This is a genomic window from Streptomyces sp. NBC_00285 (assembly GCF_036174265.1).
In the GTDB taxonomy this organism is placed as follows: Bacteria; Actinomycetota; Actinomycetes; order Streptomycetales; family Streptomycetaceae; genus Streptomyces.
Genome location: NZ_CP108055.1, coordinates 9662438 through 9685528 on the forward strand (window position 1 = coordinate 9662438; position 23091 = coordinate 9685528).

The following is a 23091-nucleotide window of genomic DNA, read 5'->3' on the forward strand; positions in this document are numbered from 1 at the left end:
CTTGGACCCGGGGACCGGCTCTCGTCATGGGGCTTCCGCACACGCCTGCCGTAGCCGGGGTGAGTTCCCGAAGGAGCGCGGGGCGTTCACCAGCCGTCGGCGGACACGGCGGTGGGCCGTGGCGCCGAGAACTCGTAGTGAGGGGGCCGTGCTCTCGCGGGCGCTGGATCAGCCGGTCACTGGATCGTCCACGCCTGGTTGGGCTGGTTCAGCGGCATCCACTGACCGATGGCGGCGCCGTTGGACGTCGAGGCGCCGCCGATCTCCAGGACCTGCCGGCTCTCGAAGTTGCGGATCACGTATCCACCGCTGGTCGGCTCGAAGTACCACAGTTGGCTGTTGTTGCCGCTGTAGGTGTTCTGCTCGAGACTGGCCCCCCTGGAGTGGCTCGACTGGTCGATGTCCAGAGCCTTGCCGCTGTTCCTGTTGACGATCTTGTAGAGCTGGCCGCTGACCTGCACGATGTTCCACTGCTGGTTGGTGCCGCCGTTGGCCGGCCACTGGACCACGCTCGCGCCGTCGGCGGTGGAGGCCTGGTAGACGTCGGCCAGCTGCCCGCTGTTGACGTTCTTGAGCGTGTAGTACGTCGACGGGTTGACGCTCGGTGCACCGGTCGAGTCCTCCAGAGCGCCTGCGGCCTGCTGCACGCTGAAGTCGGCGAGGTAGAAGTAGGCGCCGTCGGTCTTGGCGACGCGGACGTAGCGGAACTTCTGACGGACGTCGACGTTGCCCGTGAGGGTCGAGGCGAGTGGCAGCGTCGTGGCCCCCTGGCGTCCCAGCACGGTGTAGGTGGCGAAGGACGGGTCGTTGGAGGCGCGGATCTCGAAGTTGGCGCGCGTTTCGGGCTGGTCGATGTCCTGGCGCATCGTCAGGGAGTACTGCCCGAGCTGGTACGCCTTCCCGAGGTCGACCTGCCACCACGCCGAGGTGTCGCTCCCGGTGGGAGACCAGCCGGTCGAACCGTCGTTGTCGTCGGCATGGGAAGCGTCCGTGCCGGAGTTGAGGACCGAGGAGGCGGACGCGGGCCTGTTGGAGGCCAGGTTGAGCCTCGCCGACAGACCCTGGTATGCGGGCTCCAGCCCGGAGGCCTTCATCACCGAGGTGCCGGACCTTGTGTTGTTCGACAGCGTCACATGGGTGCCGTTGCGGTTTTGGTTGATGAACCCGTCGGTGTGCGACAGCACGTTGTTCGAGACGGTCATGTTGTCCGACCCCTCGTCCAGGTAGATGCCCGCCACCGCGCTGTTGCAGGCGGCCTCCGACCGCACCACGTCGTGAATGTAGTTGCCGTTGATCACGGTGCCCGGGTCGTTGGAGAGGTGGTAGATGCCGGCGGTGTCGCACAGCCGGTTCAGCACGTTGCCGATCCGGTTGTAGCTGATGCTGTTGTTGCCCTCGGCGTTGGCGGCGGCCTGCCAGCCCCACCCGAGCGAGATGCCGGCCCACGGGGCGTCGGTGATGTCGTTGTGGTTGATGGTGGTGCTGTTGACGAAGCCCGCGTTGATGGCGGCCGTGCCCAGGTAGTCCTCGCCGACGCGGGTGATCAGGTTGTCGTTGACCGTGACGTTCTTGACGACCTCACGAGGATCCTCACCGGCCGGGGAGGTCGGCGGGTTGTAGACGGTGTGGTACTCCACCGTGGGATCGGAGAACTTGCCCACCATGATCCCGTTGCCCGCGATGTCGTGGACGACGTTGCCGGTCACGGTGCTGCCGTGCACACCGTGGGACAGGTCGAGGGCGGTTGCGCCCATCTGCGTGAAGGTGTTGCCCGTGAAGGAGACGTCGTCCGCGTCGGCGACCTGGACCCCGGCCGGCGGACGGGCGACGTACTGGTTGTTGGAGGTGTCGGCGGACAGGTTGTAGTTGCCGCCCTGGGCGTTGAGCAGGCCGCCCGCGGTCGCTTCCATCCATGTGGTCTGCGCGAAGGTGATGCCGGAGAAGCGCAGGTCATGGGCCGGGGTGTCCAGGCTGCCGCCCTTGACGTCGACGAGTGTCGGCAGGGTGGGCGCCTGCACGGTGGCCGTGGACATGTCCTCGCCTGAGCGGGGCTTGTAGTAGACCGTCCGGGCGGCCGTGTCCACGTAGAACTCGCCCGGCTCGTTGAGGAATTCGTGGGCGTTCTCGAAGTGCAGCGGGGAGCCGTTGGCCAGCACCGGGTAGGGGCGCTGGAAGAGGATGCCCGCTTCGTGGTCCTGGATGGACACGTTGGCCGTGCCGTTGCCTGCGGTGAACGACTTGAGCCGCAGGTAGCTCTCCGCCCACTGCGTCTCCAGCACCATCTCGACCTGGCTGAGGTTGCCCCAGTTGGAGACCTGCGAACTGAGCACCTGGAGCAGCTTGTTGGTCTTGTCGTTGCCCTGCAGCTGGAAGTCCGAGCCGAGATCGGGGAAGCGTGCGCGGGTGGCGCGGACGCCGTTGACGTACAGCTGGCGGAAGTTCAGTGAGCCGACCGAGGCCTTGTACTCGCCGTTGCCGCCGGCGCTCCAGCCGCTGATGGTCTTCCCGCTGCTGATCACGGGGGCCTCGCCGTTGTACGCCTGGTAGACGACCGTGTGGCCGTTCGTGCCCGAGTCGCTCGCACCGAACGTGATCGGGCCGGTGAGGGAGTAGGTGCCCCCGCGCAGGTTCACGTCGATGTCGGCGGACATGTTCGCGTCCACGCCGCGGACCGCCGCCTGGGCCGCCTGGATGGTCCTGAAGGCGGCGGCGGTGCTGGTTCCCGAGTTGCTGTCACTGCCGTTGACGGGGTCGACGTAGAAGTTCGTCGTGGCCGCGTAGGCGGGCTGAGCGGGCAGCACGGCCGCGAAGACGATGGCGGCTGCCGCGAGCGCCTTGTACAGCCCTGCGCCGGCGCGTAGGGGTCTCATGTGTGGGTGTCCCTCCTGTAGCCCCCGCTATGAGTAGCATTTATCGGCGGTTACCAGAGGTCGCGTCAAGGTGATGGATAGAATTAATTTTCGCGGGCGTAACGGGCGTGGCAAGGATGCCGCTTGCGTATGTGCTTGCTTCGACAGGAGAAGATGCCCGGTGGCGTCTGAATGTGCAGGTGGTGGCGGTGTGGCGGGACTTGGGCGTTGGATCGGCTCCCTGCCGCCTCGTGTTGCTTCAGAAATGAGTACGATTCATTCAGGGTTGGATTTTCCAGTGGAAACGCCGCCCGGCGGTGCAGGCCGGGCGGCGGGAGCCGAGGGAGCGAGGGTGGCGGGGGAGAGGAGCGGCGACCATGCTCCCCCTATTCCTGGACCTTGCCTCCCGTGACCCGGGACAGTGCGAGGGCGATGAGGATGATCGCGCCGTTGAGAGCGCCGATCCACTGTGCGGGGACGCCGCCGAGGGTGAGGACGTTCTGGATGAGGAAGAGCAGCAGGATGCCGGTGAAGGCGCCGAACACCGTGCCCTTGCCGCCGTTGAGGCTGATGCCGCCGATCACTGCCGCGGCGAACACCGTGAAGATGTAGCCGTTGCCCTGCGCGGAGGCCACCGAGGCGAGCCGGCCGGACAGCAGCAGGCCGCTCAGCGCGGCGAGCAGGCTCGCGGTCACCATGACGATCCACAGCACCCGGTCGGTGCGGATACCGGCCGCCTTCGCCGCATCGACGTTGCCGCCGATGGCGTAGAGGGAACGGCCGAAGCTGGTGAAGCCGAGCACCACGATCCCGATGGCGAACAGGAGCAGGCAGACCCACACCGATGCCGGCATGCCCAGCCACTGCACCGTCCCGAGGTACAGCATCGAGCCGGGCAGCTGGAAGAAGGTCTGGCCGCCGGAGATGCCGGTGAGGATGCCGCGCAGCACGATCAGCATGCCCAGCGTCACGATGAAGCCGTTGAGGCCGAACCGGATGATGAACAGGGCGTTGACCACGCCGATCAGCAGGCCGACGGTCAGCGTGACGGGGACCGACCAGGCGCCCGGGAGTAGCCCGAGGCCATGCGTCGCGCCCGCCGGAACGGTGAGCCAGGCCGCGACCCCGGGGGCGAGGCCGACGGTGGACTCCAGGGAGAGGTCCATCTTCTTGACGATCAGCACCAGGGTCTGGGCCAGGACCAGCAGTGCGATCTCGGACATGGTCTGCAGGACGTTGATGAGGTTGTCGGTCTGCAGGAACACCGGGTTGACGATCTGGCCGACGATCGCGATGACGATGATCGCGGGGATGAGGGCGAGGTCGCGCAGCCGGGCGAAGGCGATCCTGCGCCCTCCTGCCCGTGCTGCGGCCGGCTGTTCGTCGGCCGGGGTCTGTGCGGCGGCCGCGGTCGCGGTCTCAGGCATCGAGTTCCACTCCTTCCATCGCGGCCACGAGCTCGTGGTCGTGCCAGCCGCTGGGCTTCTCGGCGACCACGCGGCCCTGGAACATCACCAGGACCCGGTCGCACCTACGCAGGTCGTCGAGTTCGTCGGAGGCGATGAGGACTCCGGTGCCGGACTCGGCGGTCTCCTCGACCTTGCCGAGGAGGAACTCCTTGGACCGCACGTCGACGCCTGCGGTCGGGTTGATGAGCACCAACAGCCTGGGGTCGTTGGCCAGGGCGCGTGCCATGACCACCTTCTGCTGGTTGCCTCCGGAGAGGCCGGAGACGGCCAGTTCGGGGCCCGGCGTCTTGATGGCCAGGTTCTCGATCATGGACTTGGCGAGGCCGTCACGGCGTCGGCGGTCGATGAAGCCGGGCGGGCCGAGCCGTTCGGGAATGGTCAGGGTTCCGTTGTCCGCGATGGACATCCCGGGCACGAGGCCCTGGTGGTGGCGGTCCTGAGGGACGAATCCGACGCCTGCCCGCAGCGCCGCGGGGACGCTGCCCGGCCGGGGCCGGGTGCCCGCGATCTCCACCGTGCCGGTGGTGGAACCGCGCAGTCCCACCACCGTCTCCGCGACCTCGATACGGCCGCTGCTCGCGGCGCCGGCGAGACCGACGATCTCGCCCGCCCCGATGCTGAACGACACGTCGTCGTACGTGTCGTCGAGGGACACGCCGTCGACGGTGAGGACATCCGCGGCCGCGGTGTCCGCCGGGCGGCGGTCGCCCGAGGACTCCGTCGCGCTGTCACCCGTCATCGCGGCGACGAGTTCGGCGCGGGGCAGGTCGGCCACGGGAGCGGTGAGGATGTGCCGGGCGTCGCGGAACACCGTCACCGTGTCGCAGATCTCGTAGATCTCCTGAAGGTGGTGGCTGATGAACAGGAAGGTGACGCCCTGCTGCTGGAGGTCCTCGATCCGGCCGAACAGCCGGGTGATGGCGGCTCCGTCGAGTTGGGCGGTCGGCTCGTCGAGGACGATGAAGCGTGCCCCGAAGGACAGCGCCCTGGCGATCTCGACGAACTGCCTTTGTTCGACGTCCAGTTCACCTGCGGGAGTGCGCACGTCCACGTCGACCGACCAGGTCTGCAGCAGGCCCGCTGCCTTGCGGCGGAGGGTCCGCCAGCTGATCAGGCCGCTCTTGCCGCGGTCGTGCCGGTTCAGGAACAGGTTCTCCGCGACGGTCAGTTCGGGAATGATCGTGGACTTCTGGTAGACGCAGGCCACCCGTCGCCGCCAGGCGTCCCGGTCGGCGGGCCGGGGAGCCGGTTCGCCGCCGAAGGTCACCGTGCCCTCGTCGGGCGCCTGGAGGCCGGTGAGGATGGAGACCAGGGTCGACTTGCCCGCGCCGTTGCGTCCGACCAGCGCGTGTGTCTGCCCGGGTGCGATCGTGATCCGCGCGTCGCTCAGGGCGACCGTGGAGCCGAACCGCTTCGTGATCCCCGCCGCCTCGGCGACGGGCGGTGCCGTAACCATGTCTGCGTATCGCCTTCCGGTCAGCCGAGGTTGTTGCCCCAGAGGGACGTGTCGTCGCTCTTGAGGCTGGACACGCCTCCGTAGGTGCCGCCGTCGGAGGTGACCAGCGGAGCGGACAGCTGGTCCTCCAGCAGCCCGGGACGGGCCTGGATGATCGTGCTGTCGTGGTCGGTCTTGCCGGGCTTGAACGTCTTGCCGTCGATCGCCGCCTTCAGGTAGTAGAGGGCGTACTTGGCGTAGAGGTCGGCGGGCTGGGACACGGTGGCGTCGATCTTCCCGGCCCCGATGTCCTTGAGCTCCTCGGGGATGCCGTCGTTGGACACGACGAACACGTGCTTCTTGTTCTTCGGGTCGACCAGCAGTCCCTTCTGCTTGAGGACCTGGAGGGTGCCGGCCAGCGCGAAACTGGACTGCATGTAGACGCCCTTGATGTCCGGGTGGGCGGTCAGGTCGGTCTGGAGCTTCTGCGCGGCGACGGCGCCGTCCCAGTTGGTGGCCTCACCGAACACCTTGATGCCGGGGTAGTTCGTCTTCATGCAGTCGTTGAACGCCTCGGTGCGGTCACGGCCGTTGATGGAGGACAGGTCGCCCTGGAGCATGACGACCTTGCCCTTGCCGCCGAGCTTCGTGCCGAGGTACTGACAGGCCTTCTCGCCGTACGCGCGGTTGTCGGCCCGGACGACCATGTAGACCTTGCCGGTGTCGGGGCGGGTGTCCACGGTGACGACCGGGATCTTCTTCGCCTCCATCTGGGCCAGGGTGGGGGCGATGGCGGCGGTGTCCTGCGGGGCCATCGCGACACCCTTGACGCCCTGGCTGATGAACGTCTGGGCGTTCGCGGTCAGCTTGGCGACGTCGTTCTGCGAGTTGGTGGTCTTCAGGTCGAGCCCGAGTTCCTTCGCGTACTGCGGGGTGTACTTGATGTACGAGTTCCAGAAGTCGGTGTCGGAGCGGGGGTAGTCGACCCCGATGACCGGCTTGCCGCCGGAGGAGGCGGTGCCGGAACCCGAGCCCCCGCATGCGGCGAGAGCGGGTACGGCCAGTGCGGCGAGGGTCGCGAAACAGGCGTAGCGGTGGTGTCTGAGCGTCATTGCTCGTCTCCTTGCTGGTGAGACCTGGTGAGACCTGGTGAGACCTGGTGGATGAGGAGGGGGACGGGGTCAGTTGCGCGGGCGGAGCCGCAGTCCCTGCATGCCGCCGTCGACAGCGAGGTCGGTACCGGTGGTGGATGCCGAGAGCGGGCTCGCGAGGTGGGCGATGGCGGCGGCCACCTCGTCGGTGGCGACCAGACGCCCCATGGGCTGGCGGGCTTCGAGTGCGGCACGCTCGGCCTCCGCGTCCTCGGCACGTTCCAGGAGTCTTCCGACCCATGGGGTGTCGACCGTGCCGGGGTTGACGCAGTTGACGCGGATGCCGTCGCGCACGAGGTCGGCGGCGGTCGCCCGGGTGAGCGAGAGGACGGCCCCCTTGGTCGCGGAGTACAGCGCCCGCTGGGGAAGTCCCGCGGTCGCGGCGACGGAGCAGGTGTTGACGATGGCCGCGCTGGGGGAGCGGCGCAGGTGGGGGAGGGCGGCCCGGGTCACCCTGACGATTCCGAAGACGTTGACGTCGAAGACCCGGCGCCACTCGTCGTCGGGGTTGTCCTCGATGGCACCCTGGGCGCCGATCCCGGCGTTGTTGACCAGGATGTCGATCCCGCCCAGCAGGTGTGCCGCCTCTTCGATCGCCGACCGCACGCCGGCGTCGTCGGTCACGTCGGCCCGGACGCCGAGCAGCGGTTCGGGGACGTCGTCGGGCTTCAGGTCGAGGCAGGCGACGCGGGCCCCGCGGTCGGCGAGGAGCTGCGCGGTGGCCAGGCCGATCCCGGAGGCGCCGCCGGTGACGACGGCCTTGAGGCCGGAGAACTCGTCCCTGCTCACGAGGCGGTCACCTCCTGCCACACGGGCCCGTCCGGGTAGCGGTGTGCGGCGACGGAGGCGGGGTGGATCTCGGCACCGATACCGGGCGCGGCCGGCGCGAGGTAGTGGCCGTCCCGGATGCGGACCGGGTCGGTGAAGTGCTCGTGCAGATGGTCGACGTACTCGATCACCCGGTTCTCGGTGGTTCCGCTGACGGCCACGTAGTCGAACATCGCCAGGTGCTGGACCATCTCGCACAGACCGACCCCGCCGGCGTGCGGGCAGACCGGGACGCCGAACTTGGCGGCCAGCAGCAGGATGGCGACGTTCTCGGTGACACCGGCGGTTCGGCTGGCGTCCATCTGCAGGATGTCGAGCGCCTCGGCCTGCAGCAGCTGCTTGAACATCACCTGGTTGTGGGTGTGTTCGCCGGTGGCCACCCTGATCGGTGACACCGCCTTGCGGATGGCGGCGTGTCCGAGGATGTCGTCGGGTGAGGTGGGCTCCTCGATCCAGTACGGGTCGTAGGGTGCCAGGGCGCGCATCCAGTCGATCGCCTGCCGGACTCCCCACGCCTGGTTGGCGTCCACGGCGATGCGGATGTCCGCTCCGACCGCCTCACGGGCCAGCCGCATGCGGCGTACGTCAGTATCGCGGTCGGCACCGACCTTCAGTTTGATCTGCGAGAACCCGTCGGCGACCGCCTCCTTGGAGAGCCGCACCAGCTTCTCGTCGTCGTAGCCGAGCCATCCGGGCGTCGTGGTGTAGGCCGGGTAGCCGTGCTCCAGCAGGTGCGCCGTGCGTTCCGCGCGGCCGGGTTCGGCGCGGCGCAGGATGTCCAGCGCCTCCTCACGGGTCAGCGCGTCCTCCAGATAGCGGAAGTCGACCAGGTCCACCAGTTGCTCCGGGGACAGTTCGGACAGCAGCCGCCAGACGGGCTTGCCGGTCCGGCGCCCGTACAGGTCCCACACGGCGTTGACGACCGCCGCCGCGGCCATGTGGATGGCGCCCTTCTCCGGTCCCAGCCAGCGCAGTTGACTGTCGCCGGTCAACCGCCGGGAGAAGGCACCGAGATCACCCAGGACCTCCTCCACCGGCAGGCCCACCACGAGTGGGGCGAGGGCGCGTACGGCAGCGACCTCGACGTCGTTGCCACGTCCCACCGTGAAGGCGAGTCCGTGGCCCTCCTCCCCGCCGCTCGTACGGACCGTCACATAGGCGGCCGAGTAGTCGGGTTCGGGGTTCATGGCATCGGAGCCGTCGAGTTCGAGTGACGTCGGGAACCGTACGTCCACCGCTTCGACTGAGCTGATCAGCTCAGTCATGGCGCCCGGCCGTTCCGAGCCGCGGGCCGCGGTGTCTGTTCGAGGTCATGGCAAACCACCTGTCGTCATGAGTCGTAGGCATGTCCCCTGCGCAACAACAGGTATCGGACATGGGATGGATTTAAGGGTGAGTCCGGCGTCGATGTCCATAGCCGGAAGGAAGATTGTTGGCGTGGACTCGTTCGACCTGCGCTTATAGAGACAACGGGAAAGTGGTGATGAGGGAGTGAGCCATCCCATCTCTTCCGTATCCATGGGATGTATTGCTACGGTGCCGTGGGTACGCACCGGAGGGAGCAGCCACGTATGTCATTGACCGACAAGGCCATCGACCGCATCAGGGAGCTCATCCAGTCCGGTGAGCTGTCCCCGGGTGCCAAGCTGCCGCCCGAGCAGCTGCTCGCCGCCGAGCTGGGGCTGTCCCGCAACCTCACCCGGGAGGCGGTCAAGGCGCTGGTCGTCTCGCGGGTTCTGGAGATCCGGCGCGGCGACGGCACCTACGTGACCAGCCTGGAGCCGGAGTTGCTGCTGAGCGGCATCGGGTCGGCCGTGGAACTGCTGCACGGCGACACCCTGCTGGAGCTCACCGAGGTACGACGGCTGCTGGAACCGCTCGCCACGGCACTGGCCGCGCCCCGGATCTCGGCCGACCAGCTTGCCGAGGTGGGATGGCACCTCGAAGCGATGCGCGCCGCTCATGACGACGTCGAGCGGCTCAACGAGCACGACGCCGCCTTTCACCGCACGGTGATCGCGGCCACCGGCAACGCCACCCTCGCCACCCTCCTGGAGGGCATCTCCAGCCGTACGGTGCGCGCCCGCATCTGGCGGGGACTGGTCGACGACAACGTCGCCGCCCGCACCGTCGCCGAGCACGAGGCGATCTACCAGGCGCTGGCCGACCGGGACGCCGTACTCGCGCAGGCCGCCGCGCTTTTGCACGTCACCACCACGGAGCGGTGGCTGCGCGAGCACTGGGACCGGGAGGCCAACGCCCTTCCGCAGGATGCCGCCGAGGGCGACCGCTGACCCTGGGGAGTGCGCCTTCGCCCGCGGGACTCCCTTCCTTTCCCTCCTTGTCCGACCGCTCTGAGCATTCAGGAGTACCCGATGAAGTTGCTGCGTGTGGGCCCGACGGGCCTGGAGCGCCCCGCCGTCCTGGACGCCGACGGCGGCGCCCACGACCTCACCTCGCTCACCGACGACATCGACGGCGCCTTTCTCGCCGGCGACGGCCTCGAACGGGCCCGGACCGCCCTCGGCGAAGGGCTGCTGCCGCGCATCGGGATCACCGGCAAGCGGATCGGCGCACCCGTCGCCCGCCCCGGCAAGGTCGTCTGCGTCGGCCTCAACTACGTGGACCACGCCGCCGAGACCGGCACCCCGCCGCCCGCGGAGCCGGTGCTCTTCATGAAGGCGTCCAATACCGTGGTCGGCCCGGACGACACCGTGCTGATCCCGCGCACCAGCACCAAGACGGACTACGAGATCGAACTCGCGGTGGTCATCGGCCGCACCGCCCGCTATCTCGACTCCCCGGACGATGCCGACGGGGTCATCGCCGGCTACACCGTCGCCGACGACGTCTCCGAGCGCGCCTTCCAGCACGAGCGGGGCGGACAGTGGGACAAGGGCAAGTCCTGCGAGACCTTCAACCCGCTCGGACCCTGGCTGGTGACCCCCGACGAGGTGGGGGACCCACAGGGGCTCGCGACACGGCTGTGGGTCAACGGGGAACTGCGCCAGGACGGCCACACCAAGAACATGATCTTCGGGGTGCGTCACATCGTCTGGTACTTGAGCCAGTTCATGGTGCTGGACCCCGGCGACGTCATCAACACCGGCACACCCGCAGGCGTCGCCTTCGGTGCCAACGACTTCCCGTATCTGCGGGCCGGCGACGTGGTCGAGGTGGAGATCGACCGGCTCGGCCGTCAGCGGCACGTCATCGGACAGGCCCGATGACCTCCTCCGGCCTGCCCCGGTACGCAGAGAGGGTCCCGTTCGGCAGCTCCGGCGTCACCGTGAGCTGTCCTACCCCGAGGTCGTGCGCACCGCCGAGGAGCTGACCTCCGCGCTCGGCGACGCCGAACGCGCCGAGGTCCTCGGCGGCACGGCGGCCCGCACCTACCGACTGCAGAAGGACACACCGTGAAAGTACGTCTGGCCTACGGGCGGTCCGGGCTGGACATCGACGTGGACCCGAGAACGGCGACCGTCGTCGAACCCGTCCACCACGAGGCCGCCGCAGATCAGAGAGCCGCACTGCGCGCGGCCCTGCGCACCCCGGTCGCCGGGCCGCCCCTGCGCCGGCGGGTACGGCCGGGACAGACCGTGGCGATCTCGGCCTGCGACGGCACCCGGCCCCAGCCACGTCACCTGATGATCCCGGCCGTCCTCGACGAACTCGACGGCATCGTCCGCCCCGAGGACGTCGTCATCCTCATCGCCACCGGCACCCACCGCGGCAACAGCGAGAGCGAACTGCGCCAGATGTTCGGCGACGAGATCGTCGACGGCGTACGCATCGTCAACCACGACTCCCGCGACCCCGGCCAGCTGACCTGGATGGGGACGTACGGCGACGGCGTACCGGTGTGGTTGAACCGGGAGTGGGTCGAGGCGGACGTCAGGATCACCACCGGATTCGTCGAGCCGCACTTCTTCGCGGGCTTCTCGGGCGGCCCCAAACTCGTCGCCCCCGGCCTCGCCGCGCTGGAGACCGTGCTGGTCCTGCACGACGCGGCCCGCATCGGCGACCCACGCGCCACCTGGGGCGTCATCCACGGCAACCCGGTCCACGACGATGTACGCGCCATCGCCGCGGCCACCGGCGTGACCTTCTCCCTCGACGTGGTGCTCAACCGCGACAAGGACATCGTGGCCGCCTTCGGCGGCGATCTCCTGCCGATGCACGAGGCCGCCGCCGCGACGGCCAGACGCATGGCGATGCGACCGGTCGAGGCGCCGTTCGACGTCGTCGTCACCACCAACTCCGGCTTCCCGCTGGACCAGAACCTCTACCAGGCCGTCAAGGGCATGTCCGCCGCATACCAGGTGGTCCGGCCCGGCGGGACCATCATCTGCGCGGCCGAGTGCCATGACGGATTCCCCGACCACGGCTCCTACCGCGAAGTGCTCGCCTCCGCCGCCTCGCCACAGGCACTCTTCGACGACATCAGCGCCCGCACCGAGACCGTGCCCGACCAGTGGCAGGTGCAGATCCAGGCGCGCATCCAGTCGAACAGCCGGGTCATCATGCGCACCGGATTCCTCAGCGACGCCGACCTCGCGACCGCCCATCTGGAGCAGACGCGGGACATCTCGGCGACCGTGGCCGAGGCACTGGCCACCGCGGGACCCGGAGCGCGGGTGTGCGTCCTGCCCGAGGGTCCCCAGACCATCCCGTACATCGAAGGGGCCCGGCCATGAACGACGTGCTGAACCTCGGCTTCGCCCGCCTCGACCTGGCCCGCGAGGCACGGCAGGGACTCCCCGAGGTCGTCTACGGGCCCGGCAAGACGGTGGACCAGATCGTCGGCATCGTCACCGGACTGCTGGAGCACAACACCGGACCGGTCCTCGTCACGCGCATCGAGGCGGACGCCGCCGAGGCCGTCCTGGCACACGTCGACGAGGGCGGTTACGACGCCGAGGCCAGGCTGCTGCTGTGGCGGCCGGCCATCACCGGGGACTTCGCCGTCACGGTCGCCGCCGCCGGTACGTCCGACCGTCCGGTCGCCGCCGAGGCCGTCGCGGTGGCCTCGGCGGTCGGACTGGACACCACGGCCGTCCACGACGTCGGCGTGGCCGGCCTCGACCGGATCCTCCAGGTACGCGGCCGACTCCGGTCCGCCGACGCGGTGATCGTCGTGGCCGGTATGGAAGGCGCCCTCGCGAGCGTCGTCGGCGGACTGGTCCGCGCACCGGTCGTCGCGGTACCCGTCTCCACCGGATACGGAGCCTCCCTGGAGGGCGTCACCGCGCTGCTCGCCATGCACGCCTCCTGCGCCGCCGGAGTGACCGTGGTCAACATCGACTCCGGCTTCTCGGCCGCCATGGCGGTCCACCGCATCGCCCAGATCCGGGGAGCCGCCCGGTGATCTGCTGGATCAACCCCTTCACCGGACTGGCCGGGGACATGCTGCTGGCCGCGCTCATCGACGCCGGGGCTCCCCTCGACGCGATCCGGGCGGCGATCACCGCCACCGGTCTGACCGGCTGGGACCTGACCGCCGAGCGCGTCACCGACCACGGGCTGACCGCCACCCGGGTCCACGTGCACGTCACCGACACCCGCGCCGAGCGACAGGCCGCCGAGGTGATCGAACTGGCCTCCCGGGCCGTCCCCGAACCCGTGGCGGCCCTCGCGGTCACGGCCGTGCGCGCGGTGGCCGAAGTGGAGGGCCGCCTGCACGGCACCGACCCGGCCACCGTCCACCTGCACGAACTGGGCGGCCACGACACCCTGGTCGACATCGTCGGCACCGCCGCCGCTCTGCACGCACTCGGCGTCACCCAGGTCGTCAGCTCCCCCCTGCCCCTGGGCCGGGGACGCATCGACGCGGCCCACGGCGTCCTGCCCTGCCCTGCTCCGGCCACCCTCGCTCTGCTGGCCGGAGCGGCGGTCACCGGCAGTGAGCTGCCCGGCGAGACGGTGACACCGACCGGCGCCGCGCTGCTGCGCGCCTGCGGTGCCACGTACGACCCGCCGCCGGTCATGACCCTCGGCCCCACCGGCTACGGCGCCGGTACCCGCAGGCTCCCCGACCGCCCCAACGTCATCTCCGTCACCCTCGGCCGCCCCTCGAAGGCCGAACGGACAGAGGAGGTCGTCGTCCTGGAGACCAACCTCGACGACGTCACCGGCGAAGTCCTCGGCCACACCATCGCCCGGGCGATGCAGTCCGGGGCCCTCGACGCCTGGGCCACACCTGCCGTGATGAAGAAGGGCCGGCCCGCCCAGATCCTGCATGTGCTGACCACTCCGCATCAGGAACAACGGCTGCGAGACCTCGTCCTGGCCGAGACCGGCACCCTCGGAGTCCGCCGCGTGGCCGCCACCCGCACCACGTCGCCCCGCAGCTTCGAGACCGTCGATGTCGACGGACATCAAGTGCGCATCAAACACGGCCCCCACGGTTCCAAGCCCGAGCACGACGACGTCGTGGCCGCCGCCACCAGGCTGGGCCTGCCCCTGCGAGCCGTCACCGCCCGCGCCCTGCGCCTGACCGGCGACCGAGGCCCCGTCCAGCAGGAGCAGGAGGAAGACGGATGAGTCAACAGAGCCCGGAACAGCGCCTGCTGGACCGTATGCGAGCCATCGGCCCGCTCGCCGTGGCCTATTCGGGGGGCGTGGACTCCGCCCTCGTCCTCGCCGCGGCCGTACGAGCTCTGGGTGCGGACCGGGTGCTCGCCGTCACCGCCGTGTCGGAGAGCCTCGCCGACGGCGAACTCGACCGCGCACGCCTTCTCGCCGACGGACTGGGAGTCACCCATCTGACGCCGCGCACCAGCGAACTCGCCAGCCTCGGCTACCGGGCCAACGGCCCCGACCGCTGCTACTTCTGCAAGTCGACGGTCCTGGACACCATCGCCGTGCTGGCCCGCGACCACGGCTTCGACCAGGTGGCCACCGGAACCAATGCGGACGACGCCCGCGACCCCCACCGACCGGGCATCCGGGCGGGCCGGGAGCGCGCGATCCACACCCCGCTCCTCGACACCGGCCTGGACAAGACGGCCGTACGCCGGCTCAGCAGGTCCTGGGCGCTGCCGACCTGGAGCAAACCGGCGACCCCCTGCCTGGCCAGCCGGATCCGCTACGGCGTCGAGGTCACCCCGCACCGTCTGGCCCGCGTCGACCGTGCCGAGGTCGCCGTACGCGCGCTCCTGGCCAACGTCGGCCTGAACGTGAGTGACCTCCGGGTCCGCGACCTGGGCGACGCGGTCCGCGTCGAAGTCGACGCCTCGATCGTCGACAGGGTCACGCAGCTCCCTGAGATGGCCCGAGCGCTCGCCGACGCAGGCTTCGCCGAACTGCCCTACGTTGTCGAGGCGTTCCGCTCAGGACGGCTCAACTCCGAGATGTAGCCCGGACGGTGCCGGGCGGCGAGGCCCGCGTCGACCGCCCAACTGGCCTCGTTGTTCTGAGAGCTGAAGACGACGTCCGGCCAGCCACCTGGGCGAGGCACAGGCGACCAGTATTGCCGGGAGGGCGGCGGACAGCTGAAACCCTGCCGCTGCGAAGAAATGAGCCGCCTTATATCTGGACAAGTCATGGGTATGCATCGCTTCATTGGGGCAACCTCCAGCGATCGTGTGGGCATATTCGCGCGTTTCGTGCCCATAGATTGCTCTCTGGCGCGCCGATGGCCTGGCTTTGCCTGTCAAGGCTGACATTGATGAGTACGACTTATCGTGTGCTGAGGTACGATGACTGCGGCTTCACAGCGGTCCACCGCTTTCGACGCAGTCACCCGGAGGCAGCACAGATGGAGAACACGCCCGCGCCTGAAGCGGCCCTGCCTGCGCAGGCTCCTCCGGCCACGGCCGCGACTGCGCAGGCCAACGGCAAGGAAGAGCGGCGTGACTACCGGCCCGGGTACGAGATCGTGGCGGAGCGAATCATCGAGTTCATCGCTGAGTCGCGGCTGGAGCCGGGCGACCGGATGCCCACGGAGAACGATCTGGCCCAGCGGCTCGACACCAGCCGAGCAGTGGTGCGCGAAGCCGTGAAGATCCTCTCGGCACTGGGCCGCGTCCGGGCCCACAAGGGGCGCGGACTGTTCGTCGCGGACGACGAGGGCATGCTCATCACCAGTCGATGGGGCGGATTCTTCCGGCCCGTGGACCTCGATCACGTCCTCATGCTGTTCGAGTTCCGCAGGGTTCAGGAGGTTGCCGCGAGCAGCCTGGCGGCCACGCGGGCCACGCCCGCCGAACTGCGCACCGTCGAAGTCGCCATGCAGCAGTGCCGGCACGGGTTCACCCACGGTCAGGTCGAGGAGTTCAACCAGGGGGACGAGGACTTCCACATGGCGGTGGCCGCGGCCTCGCACAACGCCTTCCTCGTCAGCGCGGTGCGCGACGCGCGTCGTCTGCAGCGACAGTCCAGCGCGATCGGCATTCACGACACGTTCAGCGACCACACCGAGGCGGCGGTCGAGGAACACGAGGCGATCTACCGTGCCATCCGCGACGGCCGCCCCGACGAGGCGGGCAAGGCCACGGCGGTACACCTGGACAGGACGCTGGAGGACTACCGGCGGGAGATCCAGCGACGGCTGTTCGGCTAGGGCCGCCTGCTGGGTGCCGCGTGGCTCGGGGGCGATGGTCCGCGAAGCCGAAGCCGAAGCTGAAGCCGAAGCCGAAGCGGTTGCGGGCGGCGGTCAGGGGCGGAGCGCGGTGACCAGCCAGGCGCGGGAGCCGAACCACACGCCGTCGCCCGTGTCGTGCGCGTCGAGCGTCACGCGCAGCCGGCCGAGTGCGCGCTCGACGGACGCGGCATCGAGATCGGCGATCAGCTCCTTCGCCATGCGCAGCTGCAGCACGGCAGCACATGCGCGTTCGGCGTCCGGCCCGTAACGGACGGGCTCGCGCACGTCGACGACGTCCACGGCCGTGAAGCCGGCCGCGGTCAGGACATCGCTGACGACATGCGGATCGGCCAGCGTGAAGGGGTCGCCCGAGACCGGGGCCGGCACCGTTGGCGCGTGGTCACCGGAGAGCGCCTCCCGCACGGCGACATGCCACTCCTGGCGGTCGGCGGCCTGCCAGACAAGTTGCACGAAGCGCGCACCCGGACGCAGGGCTCGCCCGATGTTGGCGAACGCGGCGACCGGATCGGAGAAGAACATCGTGCCGAACCGGCTGATGCCGAGACTGAAGTAATCCGGCCGGAAGCCATGGCCCTGAGCATCGGCTTGCACGAAGCCGACATTGCGGATCCCCTCCGCCTCGGCCAGCGCACGGGCCCGCGCCAGCATCGGCCGCGAGACGTCGATGCCGAGTGCGCTGCCCGGCGACGCGTCCCGGGCCGCGTCCCGGGTGGCCCGGCCGGTGCCGCAGCCGATGTCGAGGACCCGAGCGCCGGGACGGACACCGAGGGACTCCGACAGCCGCTGGTGGTACCGGGCGAGCTCCGAGTCGTAGTCGAACAACGCGACCTCCTCCTCACGTCGCGGGGCCGTCACGGAGCACACCCCGCACGGTGTCGAGCCGTACCCCCGGATCCAACTCCGGCAGCCACCATGTCGCCCCCGCTCTGGCATACGGTTCGGGATCCACGCCCAACGGCAGACCGACCGCGATGTCGTACGACGTCATCTCGCCTCGGCGCAGACCGGCGACGGTGCCTACGGCCTCCGCGAGCTGGTCCGGGTGTTCGAGATTGGCCGGGAAGAAGCCGTCGAGCCGAGCGGCGCGGCGGATCGGTCTGACATTGCCCGGGAATCCGGCGGCCCACACCGGCACACCCGGCCGTTGGACCGGTCGAGGCAGGAAGGTGATGTCGTCGACCACATAGTGCTCGCCGCGATGACGCACCGGTTCTCCCGACCAGGCCCCGGCCAGGATCGCCAGGGACTCGTCGAGCATCCGCCCTCGCCTCCGGTCGTCGAGCTGCTCGCCGGTCCTGGACAGCTCACCGGCGAACCGGTCGCTGCCGAGGCCGACGCCGAGCGTGAGACGGCCGCCGCTCAGCCGGTCCAGGCTCGCGGTCTCCCGTGCGACCTTGGCGGGCCGCCGTCGGGCGAGCACCGACACCATCGGACCGAGCCGTAGCCGCTCGGTCGCGGTCGCGATCGCCGCCAGCGCGATCCACGGATCGGCGACCTGCCGGACCGGAGTCCGCCAGCACAGCTGATCCCACACGAAGACGCCGTCCCATCCGGCCTCCTCCGCCTCGGCGGCGAGACGCGAGACCACCCGCGGGTCGGCGAGGTCGTCGAAGAGGGGCAGCCAGAGTGCCGAGCGCAGCCGGTTCACGGCCGGTGCCCTTCCGTGTGCCGCACCAGAGCCGACACGAAGTCGTCCCACACCGGCCTCGGCAGGTCATGTCCGGCCCCCTGGAGGACCAGCAGCTCCGCACCGGGGATCGCGTCGCGCAGCGCCTCACCGTGCGGCAGCGGCAGCAGTGGGTCGTGGTCACCGTGGACCACGAGTGTCGGCGTCGCGATGTCGCCGAAGCCGCCTCGCACCGGCCCTTCGGTCTCGACGCAGTAGTGGTTGACGAGGGTGGACGAGTAGTTCCTGGCGCGTGGCACATCATGTTCGGCCAACGCCCGGATCGCGGCTTCGTCGAAGTACGGCGAGCCACCGGCGTAGGCCCTGGAGCCGGCGACGACGTACTCGACGACGGCGGCCGCGTCGGAGGAGTCCGGCTCGGCCGCCATGGCCAGGTCGCCGGACGGTGGCGGCAGGCCGTCGGCCCCGGTCGAGCTCGACAGGAATGTCAGGGACGCGAGCCGGTCGGGATGGTCCACACCGAGGATGAGCCCGGCCCCGCCGAACATCGACTGGCAGACCACGTGGGCGCGCCCGATGCCCAGGGCGTCCTGGACGCCGAGTACGTCGCGGGTCAGGTCCGTGAACGAGTAGGCCGGCTGCCCCGGCGGGTAGCAGGTCGAGCGGCCGGTGTCGCGATGGTCGTAGCGGACCACGAACCGGCCACAGGCGGCGATCCGTTCGCACAGGTCGGCGTCCCACCAGAGCATCGAGGCGCCGGCCCCGGCGACCAGCACGACCACCGGGTCCGCAGGGTCTCCGAAGGCCTCGACACACAGCTCGATGCCGTTGATCTCCAGGAGTTGCTCGCCGTGAGAGTGATATGAGGTCATGTCCAGCACGCTAGAACCCGCGACTCCATCGTGAAAAGCGATGATTTCTGATCGATTCAATCGCTTATGCCAATGGATATCGCTACGCTGGAACGTGTGAGCAACATCGAGCTGCGCCATGTGGCGGCCATGGCCGCCATCGCCGAGGAGGGCTCGTTCGGTCGGGCCGCCGTCCGTCTCGGGTACACCCAGTCGACGGTGAGCCAGCAGATCGCCGCGTTGGAGCGGGCCGTCGGCGGTCCCGTGTTCGACCGGCCGGGCGGTCCCAAGGCCGTGCGGCTGACACCGCTCGGCTCCGTTGTCCTGGAGCACGGTCGCGCACTGCTGGAGCGGGCAGCGGCACTGACCCACGCCGTGGACCGGTTCAAGGCGGGGGACGGCCGGATCGACATCGGCACGTTCCAGAGTGTGTCCAACGTGATCCTGCCGGCGGTCGTACGCCGGCTGCGGGACGAGCAACCCGGCTGCGACATCAGGCTGTTCGAGGAGGAGCCGGAGCAGCCCCAGATGGGCGAGCTCGACCTGCTGTTCTACGACGGCCGCATCGACGGCGACGTCGAGCACCGCAAGCTGCTCGACGATCCGTATCTGCTGGTGGCCAAGGCAGGCACCTTTCCCGAAGGCCCTGTCTCGCTGGAGCGGCTCGACGGCGTGCCCATGGTCGCCTGGCCACTGACCTGCGACCAGCCCGTGATGGAGCAGGCCGTCGCCCGCGGCGGTGCCCGTCCGCAGATCGTCTTCCGCACGGCCGTCAACGACACCCTGCTGTCGATGGTGCGAGCCGGCCTGGGATCGGCGGTGCTGCCCTGGCTCGCCGTCCGCGGTGCCGACGTCCCCTCCGACGACCGGCTCCGCATCCACGAGCTGCGGCCGTCCCTGCCGCCACGGGAGATCTACCTGCACTGGCGGGCCGGCCGCATCCACTCCCCGCTTGCCGCCCGGGCCGTCGACATCGCCGTAGAGGTCGCAGCCGACCTCGCGCCGCCGGGCGTATGGGCCACGCCCTCCGCGTGACCCGTTGTACCACCGGCTCAAAGCCCTTGATCGGTACGGTGATTCACCGTCGACCTCAAGCTCCCGATGCCCGTCCTCGGGGGAAGGTGCCCCCTACGATCAGAGAGCCGTCGCCCTTCCCGGTTGCGGCTCGGGGCGCAGTCGGCGCGCCGGCTCCTGTCAGCGGCGTCCACACGCCGGAGGAGCCGGCCTCGCAGCGGGGCCGTGGCGGCCGGACTCCTCCGTATGGCCGGTCAGGGCAGGATCTCGACGTACCCGTCCGTTCCGTGCACGCGGATCCGCTGCCCGTCCCGGATCAGCCGGGTCGCCTGCTCCACGCCCACGACCGCAGGCAAGCCGTACTCCCGGGCGATCACTGCGCCATGGGTCATCAGGCCGCCCACCTCCGTCACCAGACCCGCGATCCCGACGAACAGCGGCGACCAACTCGGGTCCGTGAAGGTCGTGACCAGGATGTCGCCCGCTTCGAGATCGGCGTCCGCAATGTCGAGGATGACACGGGCCCGTCCCTCGACGGTCCCGGTGGAGACCGGCAGGCCGGTCAGGGCGCCGTCCGACACGTCGTCACGCTGGTACGCGCCCGTGAGCGCGTCGCCGTCCGAGGTGAGCACCCGGGGCGGTGTGAGCGCCTGGAACGACCGGAACGCGTCCTTGCGCTGCTGGACGAGCCGGTCGTCCACCTGGTTCGAGCGCACCGCTTCGTCAAATTCCTGGAAGGTGAGGTAGAAGACGTCCTCCCGCTCAGCGAGTACGCCTGCCCGTACAAGGCGGTCGGCCTCCTCCATCAGGGCCTTCTTGTAGACGAAGTAGCGGCTGACGATGCCGTACTTCGGGTACTCCCGGTATCCGGCGAACGCCCGGACCTGGTCGATCATCCGCTTCGTCAAGTCGGCTTTCCGGTCGCCGTCCGGCAGCGCCCGCAGCCGTGACAGCACATCCGCTTCCTTCTTCTGAGCCTTCAACCTCCCCTGCTCGAAGCGCCGCTCGGCCGCGCCTGGCTCGAAGTTCCTGACGTTGTCGAGGATCACGGGCACGAGGGTGGTGGGACGCTCGCGCCAACGTGGCCTCGTGATGTCGATCTCGCCGACGCAGCGCATGCCGTACCGGTCGAGGTAGCCCTCGATGGCGTCGCGTGCTTCGGGCCCGCCCGGGAGCTTCGCCAGCTCGTCCAGGAAGTCCTCGTCCTCGACGCCCTGCAGGAACGCCACCACCTCCGGCCACGGGCGGATCACGTCGGCGACGTCGAGGAGCGCCAGCCCCATCTCCGAGGTCACGTTGTCAGGAGCGGAGAGTGTGAGCGTGTCGGCCGCGTTCTTCTCGCCGAGCCACTCCTGCAGCTTGTCGTTGAGCCACCACGTGGCCTCCATCCCCGCCATGATCGCCTGCAGGTTCGGCGGATCACTGAGTACGCGTTTGTGCTCCCTGAAGGCCTCCGTCAGGAAGTCGAACAGCGCGGGGCCGGTCTTCGTCCGGATATCGCGCGCCAGGGCGGCGTTGGACACCTGGCTGCGCTCGATCAGTTCGGTGACGATGGCCGGATCGGCCTCGACCGGGGTGGGCCTACCGCCGGCCGACGGCGCTACGGGACCCGTGTCCGGGAGCAACGGGACGAAATCCTCGTCGAGGACGGTCTCCAGAGCATTCCTGACCAGCGGATCGCCCTTCCCCATGAGGTCCAGGAGGCCGGCCCGGCTCGCCGGCGAGGCCAGGCGCCGGGTGACGTCGACGAAGAGCCTCCCGCCGGCCTCGTGCATCGGCGCCATGGCCGTCAGCTGCCACATGGAGAACCCCAGCGGCTTCATGGGGTCGGTCATCATCTGCTGATGGCCGACGGAGACGTAGACGTGATTCTCCTGGTCCTCGGCCTCGGGGATGGGGAACAGCGTCGTGATCGGCCGGCTCTGCACGAACCGGAAGCCGTCATCGACCAGGCACCACTCGATGTCCTGAGGGCGGCCGAAGTGCGCTTCGATCCGCCGTCCGAGCTGAGCAAGCCGTACGACCTGCGCATCCGTCAGCGACGGCTGCTCCTGCCGCTGCGAGTCGATCGCCACTTCCTGCGTTCCGCCCGCAGGCAGAGCGTGGATGGCGCGTGCTTTCGCGGCGATCGTCCTGGCGACGACCTCGCCGTCGCGCACCTTGAAGACGTCCGGGTTCACCAGGCCGGAGACCAGGGCCTCGCCGAGGCCGAACCCGGCGTCCACGGTGGAGACCCGCCGGTTGCCCGTGACCGGGTCGGCCGTGAACAGGATGCCGGATGCCTGCGGGAAGACCATCTGCTGGACGACCACCGCCATGTGAACCGTGCGGTGGTCGATGCCGTTGCGCCGGCGGTAGGTCACGGCCCGCTCGGTGAACAGCGAGGCCCAGCACCGGCTGACGTGCTGGAGGATCGCCTCCGGCCCCACGACGTTCAGGTACGTGTCCTGCTGGCCGGCGAAGGAGGCCGTCGGCAGGTCCTCCGCCGTTGCGCTGGACCGGACGGCGTAGGCAAGTCGCTCGCCGGACTGAGCGAGCGCGCGGGTGATCGCCGCCGCGAGATCGCCCGGCATGGCGATCCCTTCGATGGTCCCGCGGATCCGCGCACTGAGCGTGCCGATGGCCTCCCGGTCGTCGGGGTTCAGTCGCGACAGCTGATCGAGCTGCTCGTCGATGGAGGGCGCTTCCGCCATGAGCCGCCGGAAGGCGTCCGTGGTCACGCAGAAACCATCCGGCACGCGGATGCCTTCGATCCGCGAAAGTGCGCCCAGATGTGCGCCCTTACCACCGACGAGTTCGACCTGCGTCTCGTCCACGTCCTGAAGACCGAGCACATACTGCTCGCTCACTTGGACACCTCCGTGGCAGCGGTGCTCAGTTGTACGGCGAAGCCCGATCGGATCACGGACTGCTCCCACTGTGCCGAGCCCGTTGCCCGGTACGTCCTCATCCCCCGTTGCCTTCCTTCCGACGAGTCGGGCGGTGGCCACCCCCGCACCTCCGCGCCGACCACCTGCAAGGGAACTGCCGGTGACACCACTGGTCCGACGTCACCGCGTTTCCCATACGCCGACAACAACACACGCACGTCGTACCCCGTTTCCGCAGCTTGTGGTCTCGGCCGACGATTCTGCGCTGTCACCCGGGCCTTGCCGCAAGCCCCCCTACGCGCTATAACTTGGGAGAGGCAAGGAGAGTTCTCTCCTTGCCTTTGCCATGTGCCGCCCGCAGGGCAGGTCTGGCTCAGCCTCGACAGGCGGGC

Annotated in this window: 18 protein-coding genes; 8 read left to right on the forward strand and 10 right to left on the reverse strand. The window is 69.4% G+C overall.

The genetic code is table 11. From position 1 onward, the window contains the following. Positions 1 to 176: 176 nt before the first annotated feature. The 6 genes from OHT57_RS44255 to OHT57_RS44280 all read right to left on the reverse strand — a co-directional run bounded on the left by OHT57_RS44255 (position 177) and on the right by OHT57_RS44280 (position 8997). The gene (locus tag OHT57_RS44255) at positions 177 to 2870 is read right to left on the reverse strand and encodes an RICIN domain-containing protein (protein WP_328752624.1); all 2694 of its coding nucleotides are present in this window, start codon (positions 2868 to 2870) and stop codon (positions 177 to 179) included. Positions 2871 to 3235: 365 nt separating this feature from the next. Then, the gene (locus OHT57_RS44260) at positions 3236 to 4276 is read right to left on the reverse strand and encodes an ABC transporter permease (RefSeq protein ID WP_328752625.1); all 1041 of its coding nucleotides are present in this window, start codon (positions 4274 to 4276) and stop codon (positions 3236 to 3238) included. After that, on the reverse strand, positions 4269 to 5774 hold the full coding sequence (locus OHT57_RS44265) for a sugar ABC transporter ATP-binding protein (RefSeq protein ID WP_328752626.1): 1506 nt from the start codon (positions 5772 to 5774) through the stop codon (positions 4269 to 4271). The genes OHT57_RS44260 and OHT57_RS44265 overlap by 8 nt, the downstream gene beginning before the upstream one ends. A 20-nt stretch (positions 5775 to 5794) precedes the next feature. Next, on the reverse strand, positions 5795 to 6865 hold the full coding sequence (locus OHT57_RS44270; protein WP_328752628.1) for a sugar ABC transporter substrate-binding protein: 1071 nt from the start codon (positions 6863 to 6865) through the stop codon (positions 5795 to 5797). A 69-nt stretch (positions 6866 to 6934) separates the two neighbouring features. Next, on the reverse strand, positions 6935 to 7693 hold the full coding sequence (locus OHT57_RS44275) for an SDR family NAD(P)-dependent oxidoreductase (RefSeq protein WP_328752629.1): 759 nt from the start codon (positions 7691 to 7693) through the stop codon (positions 6935 to 6937). After that, the gene (locus OHT57_RS44280) at positions 7690 to 8997 is read right to left on the reverse strand and encodes an enolase C-terminal domain-like protein (protein WP_328752631.1); all 1308 of its coding nucleotides are present in this window, start codon (positions 8995 to 8997) and stop codon (positions 7690 to 7692) included. Before OHT57_RS44280 ends, OHT57_RS44275 begins: the two co-directional genes overlap by 4 nt. Positions 8998 to 9303: 306 nt before the next feature. On the opposite strand from OHT57_RS44280, the gene OHT57_RS44285 reads away from it, so the two are divergent. The 7 genes from OHT57_RS44285 to OHT57_RS44315 all read left to right on the forward strand — a co-directional run bounded on the left by OHT57_RS44285 (position 9304) and on the right by OHT57_RS44315 (position 16295). Then, positions 9304 to 10026, forward strand: coding sequence for a FadR/GntR family transcriptional regulator (locus OHT57_RS44285; RefSeq protein ID WP_328752632.1), 723 nt, complete (start codon positions 9304 to 9306; stop codon positions 10024 to 10026). Positions 10027 to 10107: 81 nt separating this feature from the next. After that, on the forward strand, positions 10108 to 10962 hold the full coding sequence (locus tag OHT57_RS44290; protein ID WP_328752633.1) for a fumarylacetoacetate hydrolase family protein: 855 nt from the start codon (positions 10108 to 10110) through the stop codon (positions 10960 to 10962). Between the two features lie 186 nt (positions 10963 to 11148). After that, the gene (larA, locus tag OHT57_RS44295) at positions 11149 to 12429 is read left to right on the forward strand and encodes a nickel-dependent lactate racemase (protein ID WP_328752634.1); all 1281 of its coding nucleotides are present in this window, start codon (positions 11149 to 11151) and stop codon (positions 12427 to 12429) included. Then, positions 12426 to 13100: a nickel pincer cofactor biosynthesis protein LarB gene (gene larB / locus OHT57_RS44300; RefSeq protein ID WP_328752635.1), complete on the forward strand. Its 675-nt coding sequence runs from the start codon at positions 12426 to 12428 to the stop codon at positions 13098 to 13100. Before larA ends, larB begins: the two co-directional genes overlap by 4 nt. Beyond that, positions 13097 to 14275 carry a nickel pincer cofactor biosynthesis protein LarC gene (gene larC, locus OHT57_RS44305; RefSeq protein WP_328752636.1) on the forward strand — a complete coding sequence of 393 codons (1179 nt, stop codon included), beginning with the start codon at positions 13097 to 13099 and terminating at the stop codon, positions 14273 to 14275. The genes larB and larC overlap by 4 nt, the downstream gene beginning before the upstream one ends. Then, positions 14272 to 15090 carry an ATP-dependent sacrificial sulfur transferase LarE gene (gene larE, locus OHT57_RS44310; protein ID WP_328752637.1) on the forward strand — a complete coding sequence of 273 codons (819 nt, stop codon included), beginning with the start codon at positions 14272 to 14274 and terminating at the stop codon, positions 15088 to 15090. Before larC ends, larE begins: the two co-directional genes overlap by 4 nt. A 401-nt stretch (positions 15091 to 15491) precedes the next feature. After that, entirely contained in the window at positions 15492 to 16295 is an 804-nt protein-coding gene (locus OHT57_RS44315; RefSeq protein WP_328752638.1) for a FadR/GntR family transcriptional regulator, read from the forward strand. Positions 16296 to 16388: 93 nt separating this feature from the next. On the opposite strand, the gene OHT57_RS44320 is transcribed toward OHT57_RS44315, so the two are convergent. The 3 genes from OHT57_RS44320 to OHT57_RS44330 are packed head-to-tail and all read right to left on the reverse strand — an operon-like array spanning position 16389 to position 18836. Beyond that, positions 16389 to 17192, reverse strand: coding sequence for a class I SAM-dependent methyltransferase (locus OHT57_RS44320; RefSeq protein ID WP_328752639.1), 804 nt, complete (start codon positions 17190 to 17192; stop codon positions 16389 to 16391). Further along, positions 17173 to 17985: an LLM class flavin-dependent oxidoreductase gene (locus OHT57_RS44325; RefSeq protein ID WP_328752640.1), complete on the reverse strand. Its 813-nt coding sequence runs from the start codon at positions 17983 to 17985 to the stop codon at positions 17173 to 17175. The genes OHT57_RS44320 and OHT57_RS44325 overlap by 20 nt, the downstream gene beginning before the upstream one ends. Next, positions 17982 to 18836: an alpha/beta fold hydrolase gene (locus tag OHT57_RS44330; protein ID WP_328752641.1), complete on the reverse strand. Its 855-nt coding sequence runs from the start codon at positions 18834 to 18836 to the stop codon at positions 17982 to 17984. Before OHT57_RS44330 ends, OHT57_RS44325 begins: the two co-directional genes overlap by 4 nt. Before the next feature lie 96 nt (positions 18837 to 18932). On the opposite strand from OHT57_RS44330, the gene OHT57_RS44335 reads away from it, so the two are divergent. After that, positions 18933 to 19850, forward strand: coding sequence for a LysR family transcriptional regulator (locus OHT57_RS44335; protein WP_443053558.1), 918 nt, complete (start codon positions 18933 to 18935; stop codon positions 19848 to 19850). Positions 19851 to 20083: 233 nt separating this feature from the next. Here the strand turns inward: OHT57_RS44335 and rph are convergent, their stop codons facing one another. Further along, positions 20084 to 22678 carry a rifamycin-inactivating phosphotransferase gene (gene rph / locus OHT57_RS44340; protein WP_328752643.1) on the reverse strand — a complete coding sequence of 865 codons (2595 nt, stop codon included), beginning with the start codon at positions 22676 to 22678 and terminating at the stop codon, positions 20084 to 20086. Positions 22679 to 23091 lie beyond the last annotated feature (413 nt).

Excerpts from the sequence above, each read along its gene's own strand:
- OHT57_RS44255 (WP_328752624.1), bottom strand. The coding sequence starts at position 2,870 with ATGAGACCCCTACGCGCCGGCGCAGGGCTGTACAAGGCGCTCGCGGCA.
- OHT57_RS44260 (WP_328752625.1), bottom strand. The coding sequence starts at position 4,276 with ATGCCTGAGACCGCGACCGCGGCCGCCGCACAGACCCCGGCCGACGAA.
- OHT57_RS44265 (WP_328752626.1), bottom strand. The coding sequence starts at position 5,774 with ATGGTTACGGCACCGCCCGTCGCCGAGGCGGCGGGGATCACGAAGCGG.
- OHT57_RS44270 (WP_328752628.1), bottom strand. The coding sequence starts at position 6,865 with ATGACGCTCAGACACCACCGCTACGCCTGTTTCGCGACCCTCGCCGCA.
- OHT57_RS44280 (WP_328752631.1), bottom strand. The coding sequence starts at position 8,997 with ATGACTGAGCTGATCAGCTCAGTCGAAGCGGTGGACGTACGGTTCCCG.
- OHT57_RS44285 (WP_328752632.1), top strand. The coding sequence starts at position 9,304 with ATGTCATTGACCGACAAGGCCATCGACCGCATCAGGGAGCTCATCCAG.
- OHT57_RS44290 (WP_328752633.1), top strand. The coding sequence starts at position 10,108 with ATGAAGTTGCTGCGTGTGGGCCCGACGGGCCTGGAGCGCCCCGCCGTC.
- larB (WP_328752635.1), top strand. The coding sequence starts at position 12,426 with ATGAACGACGTGCTGAACCTCGGCTTCGCCCGCCTCGACCTGGCCCGC.
- larE (WP_328752637.1), top strand. The coding sequence starts at position 14,272 with ATGAGTCAACAGAGCCCGGAACAGCGCCTGCTGGACCGTATGCGAGCC.
- OHT57_RS44315 (WP_328752638.1), top strand. The coding sequence starts at position 15,492 with ATGGAGAACACGCCCGCGCCTGAAGCGGCCCTGCCTGCGCAGGCTCCT.
- OHT57_RS44330 (WP_328752641.1), bottom strand. The coding sequence starts at position 18,836 with ATGACCTCATATCACTCTCACGGCGAGCAACTCCTGGAGATCAACGGC.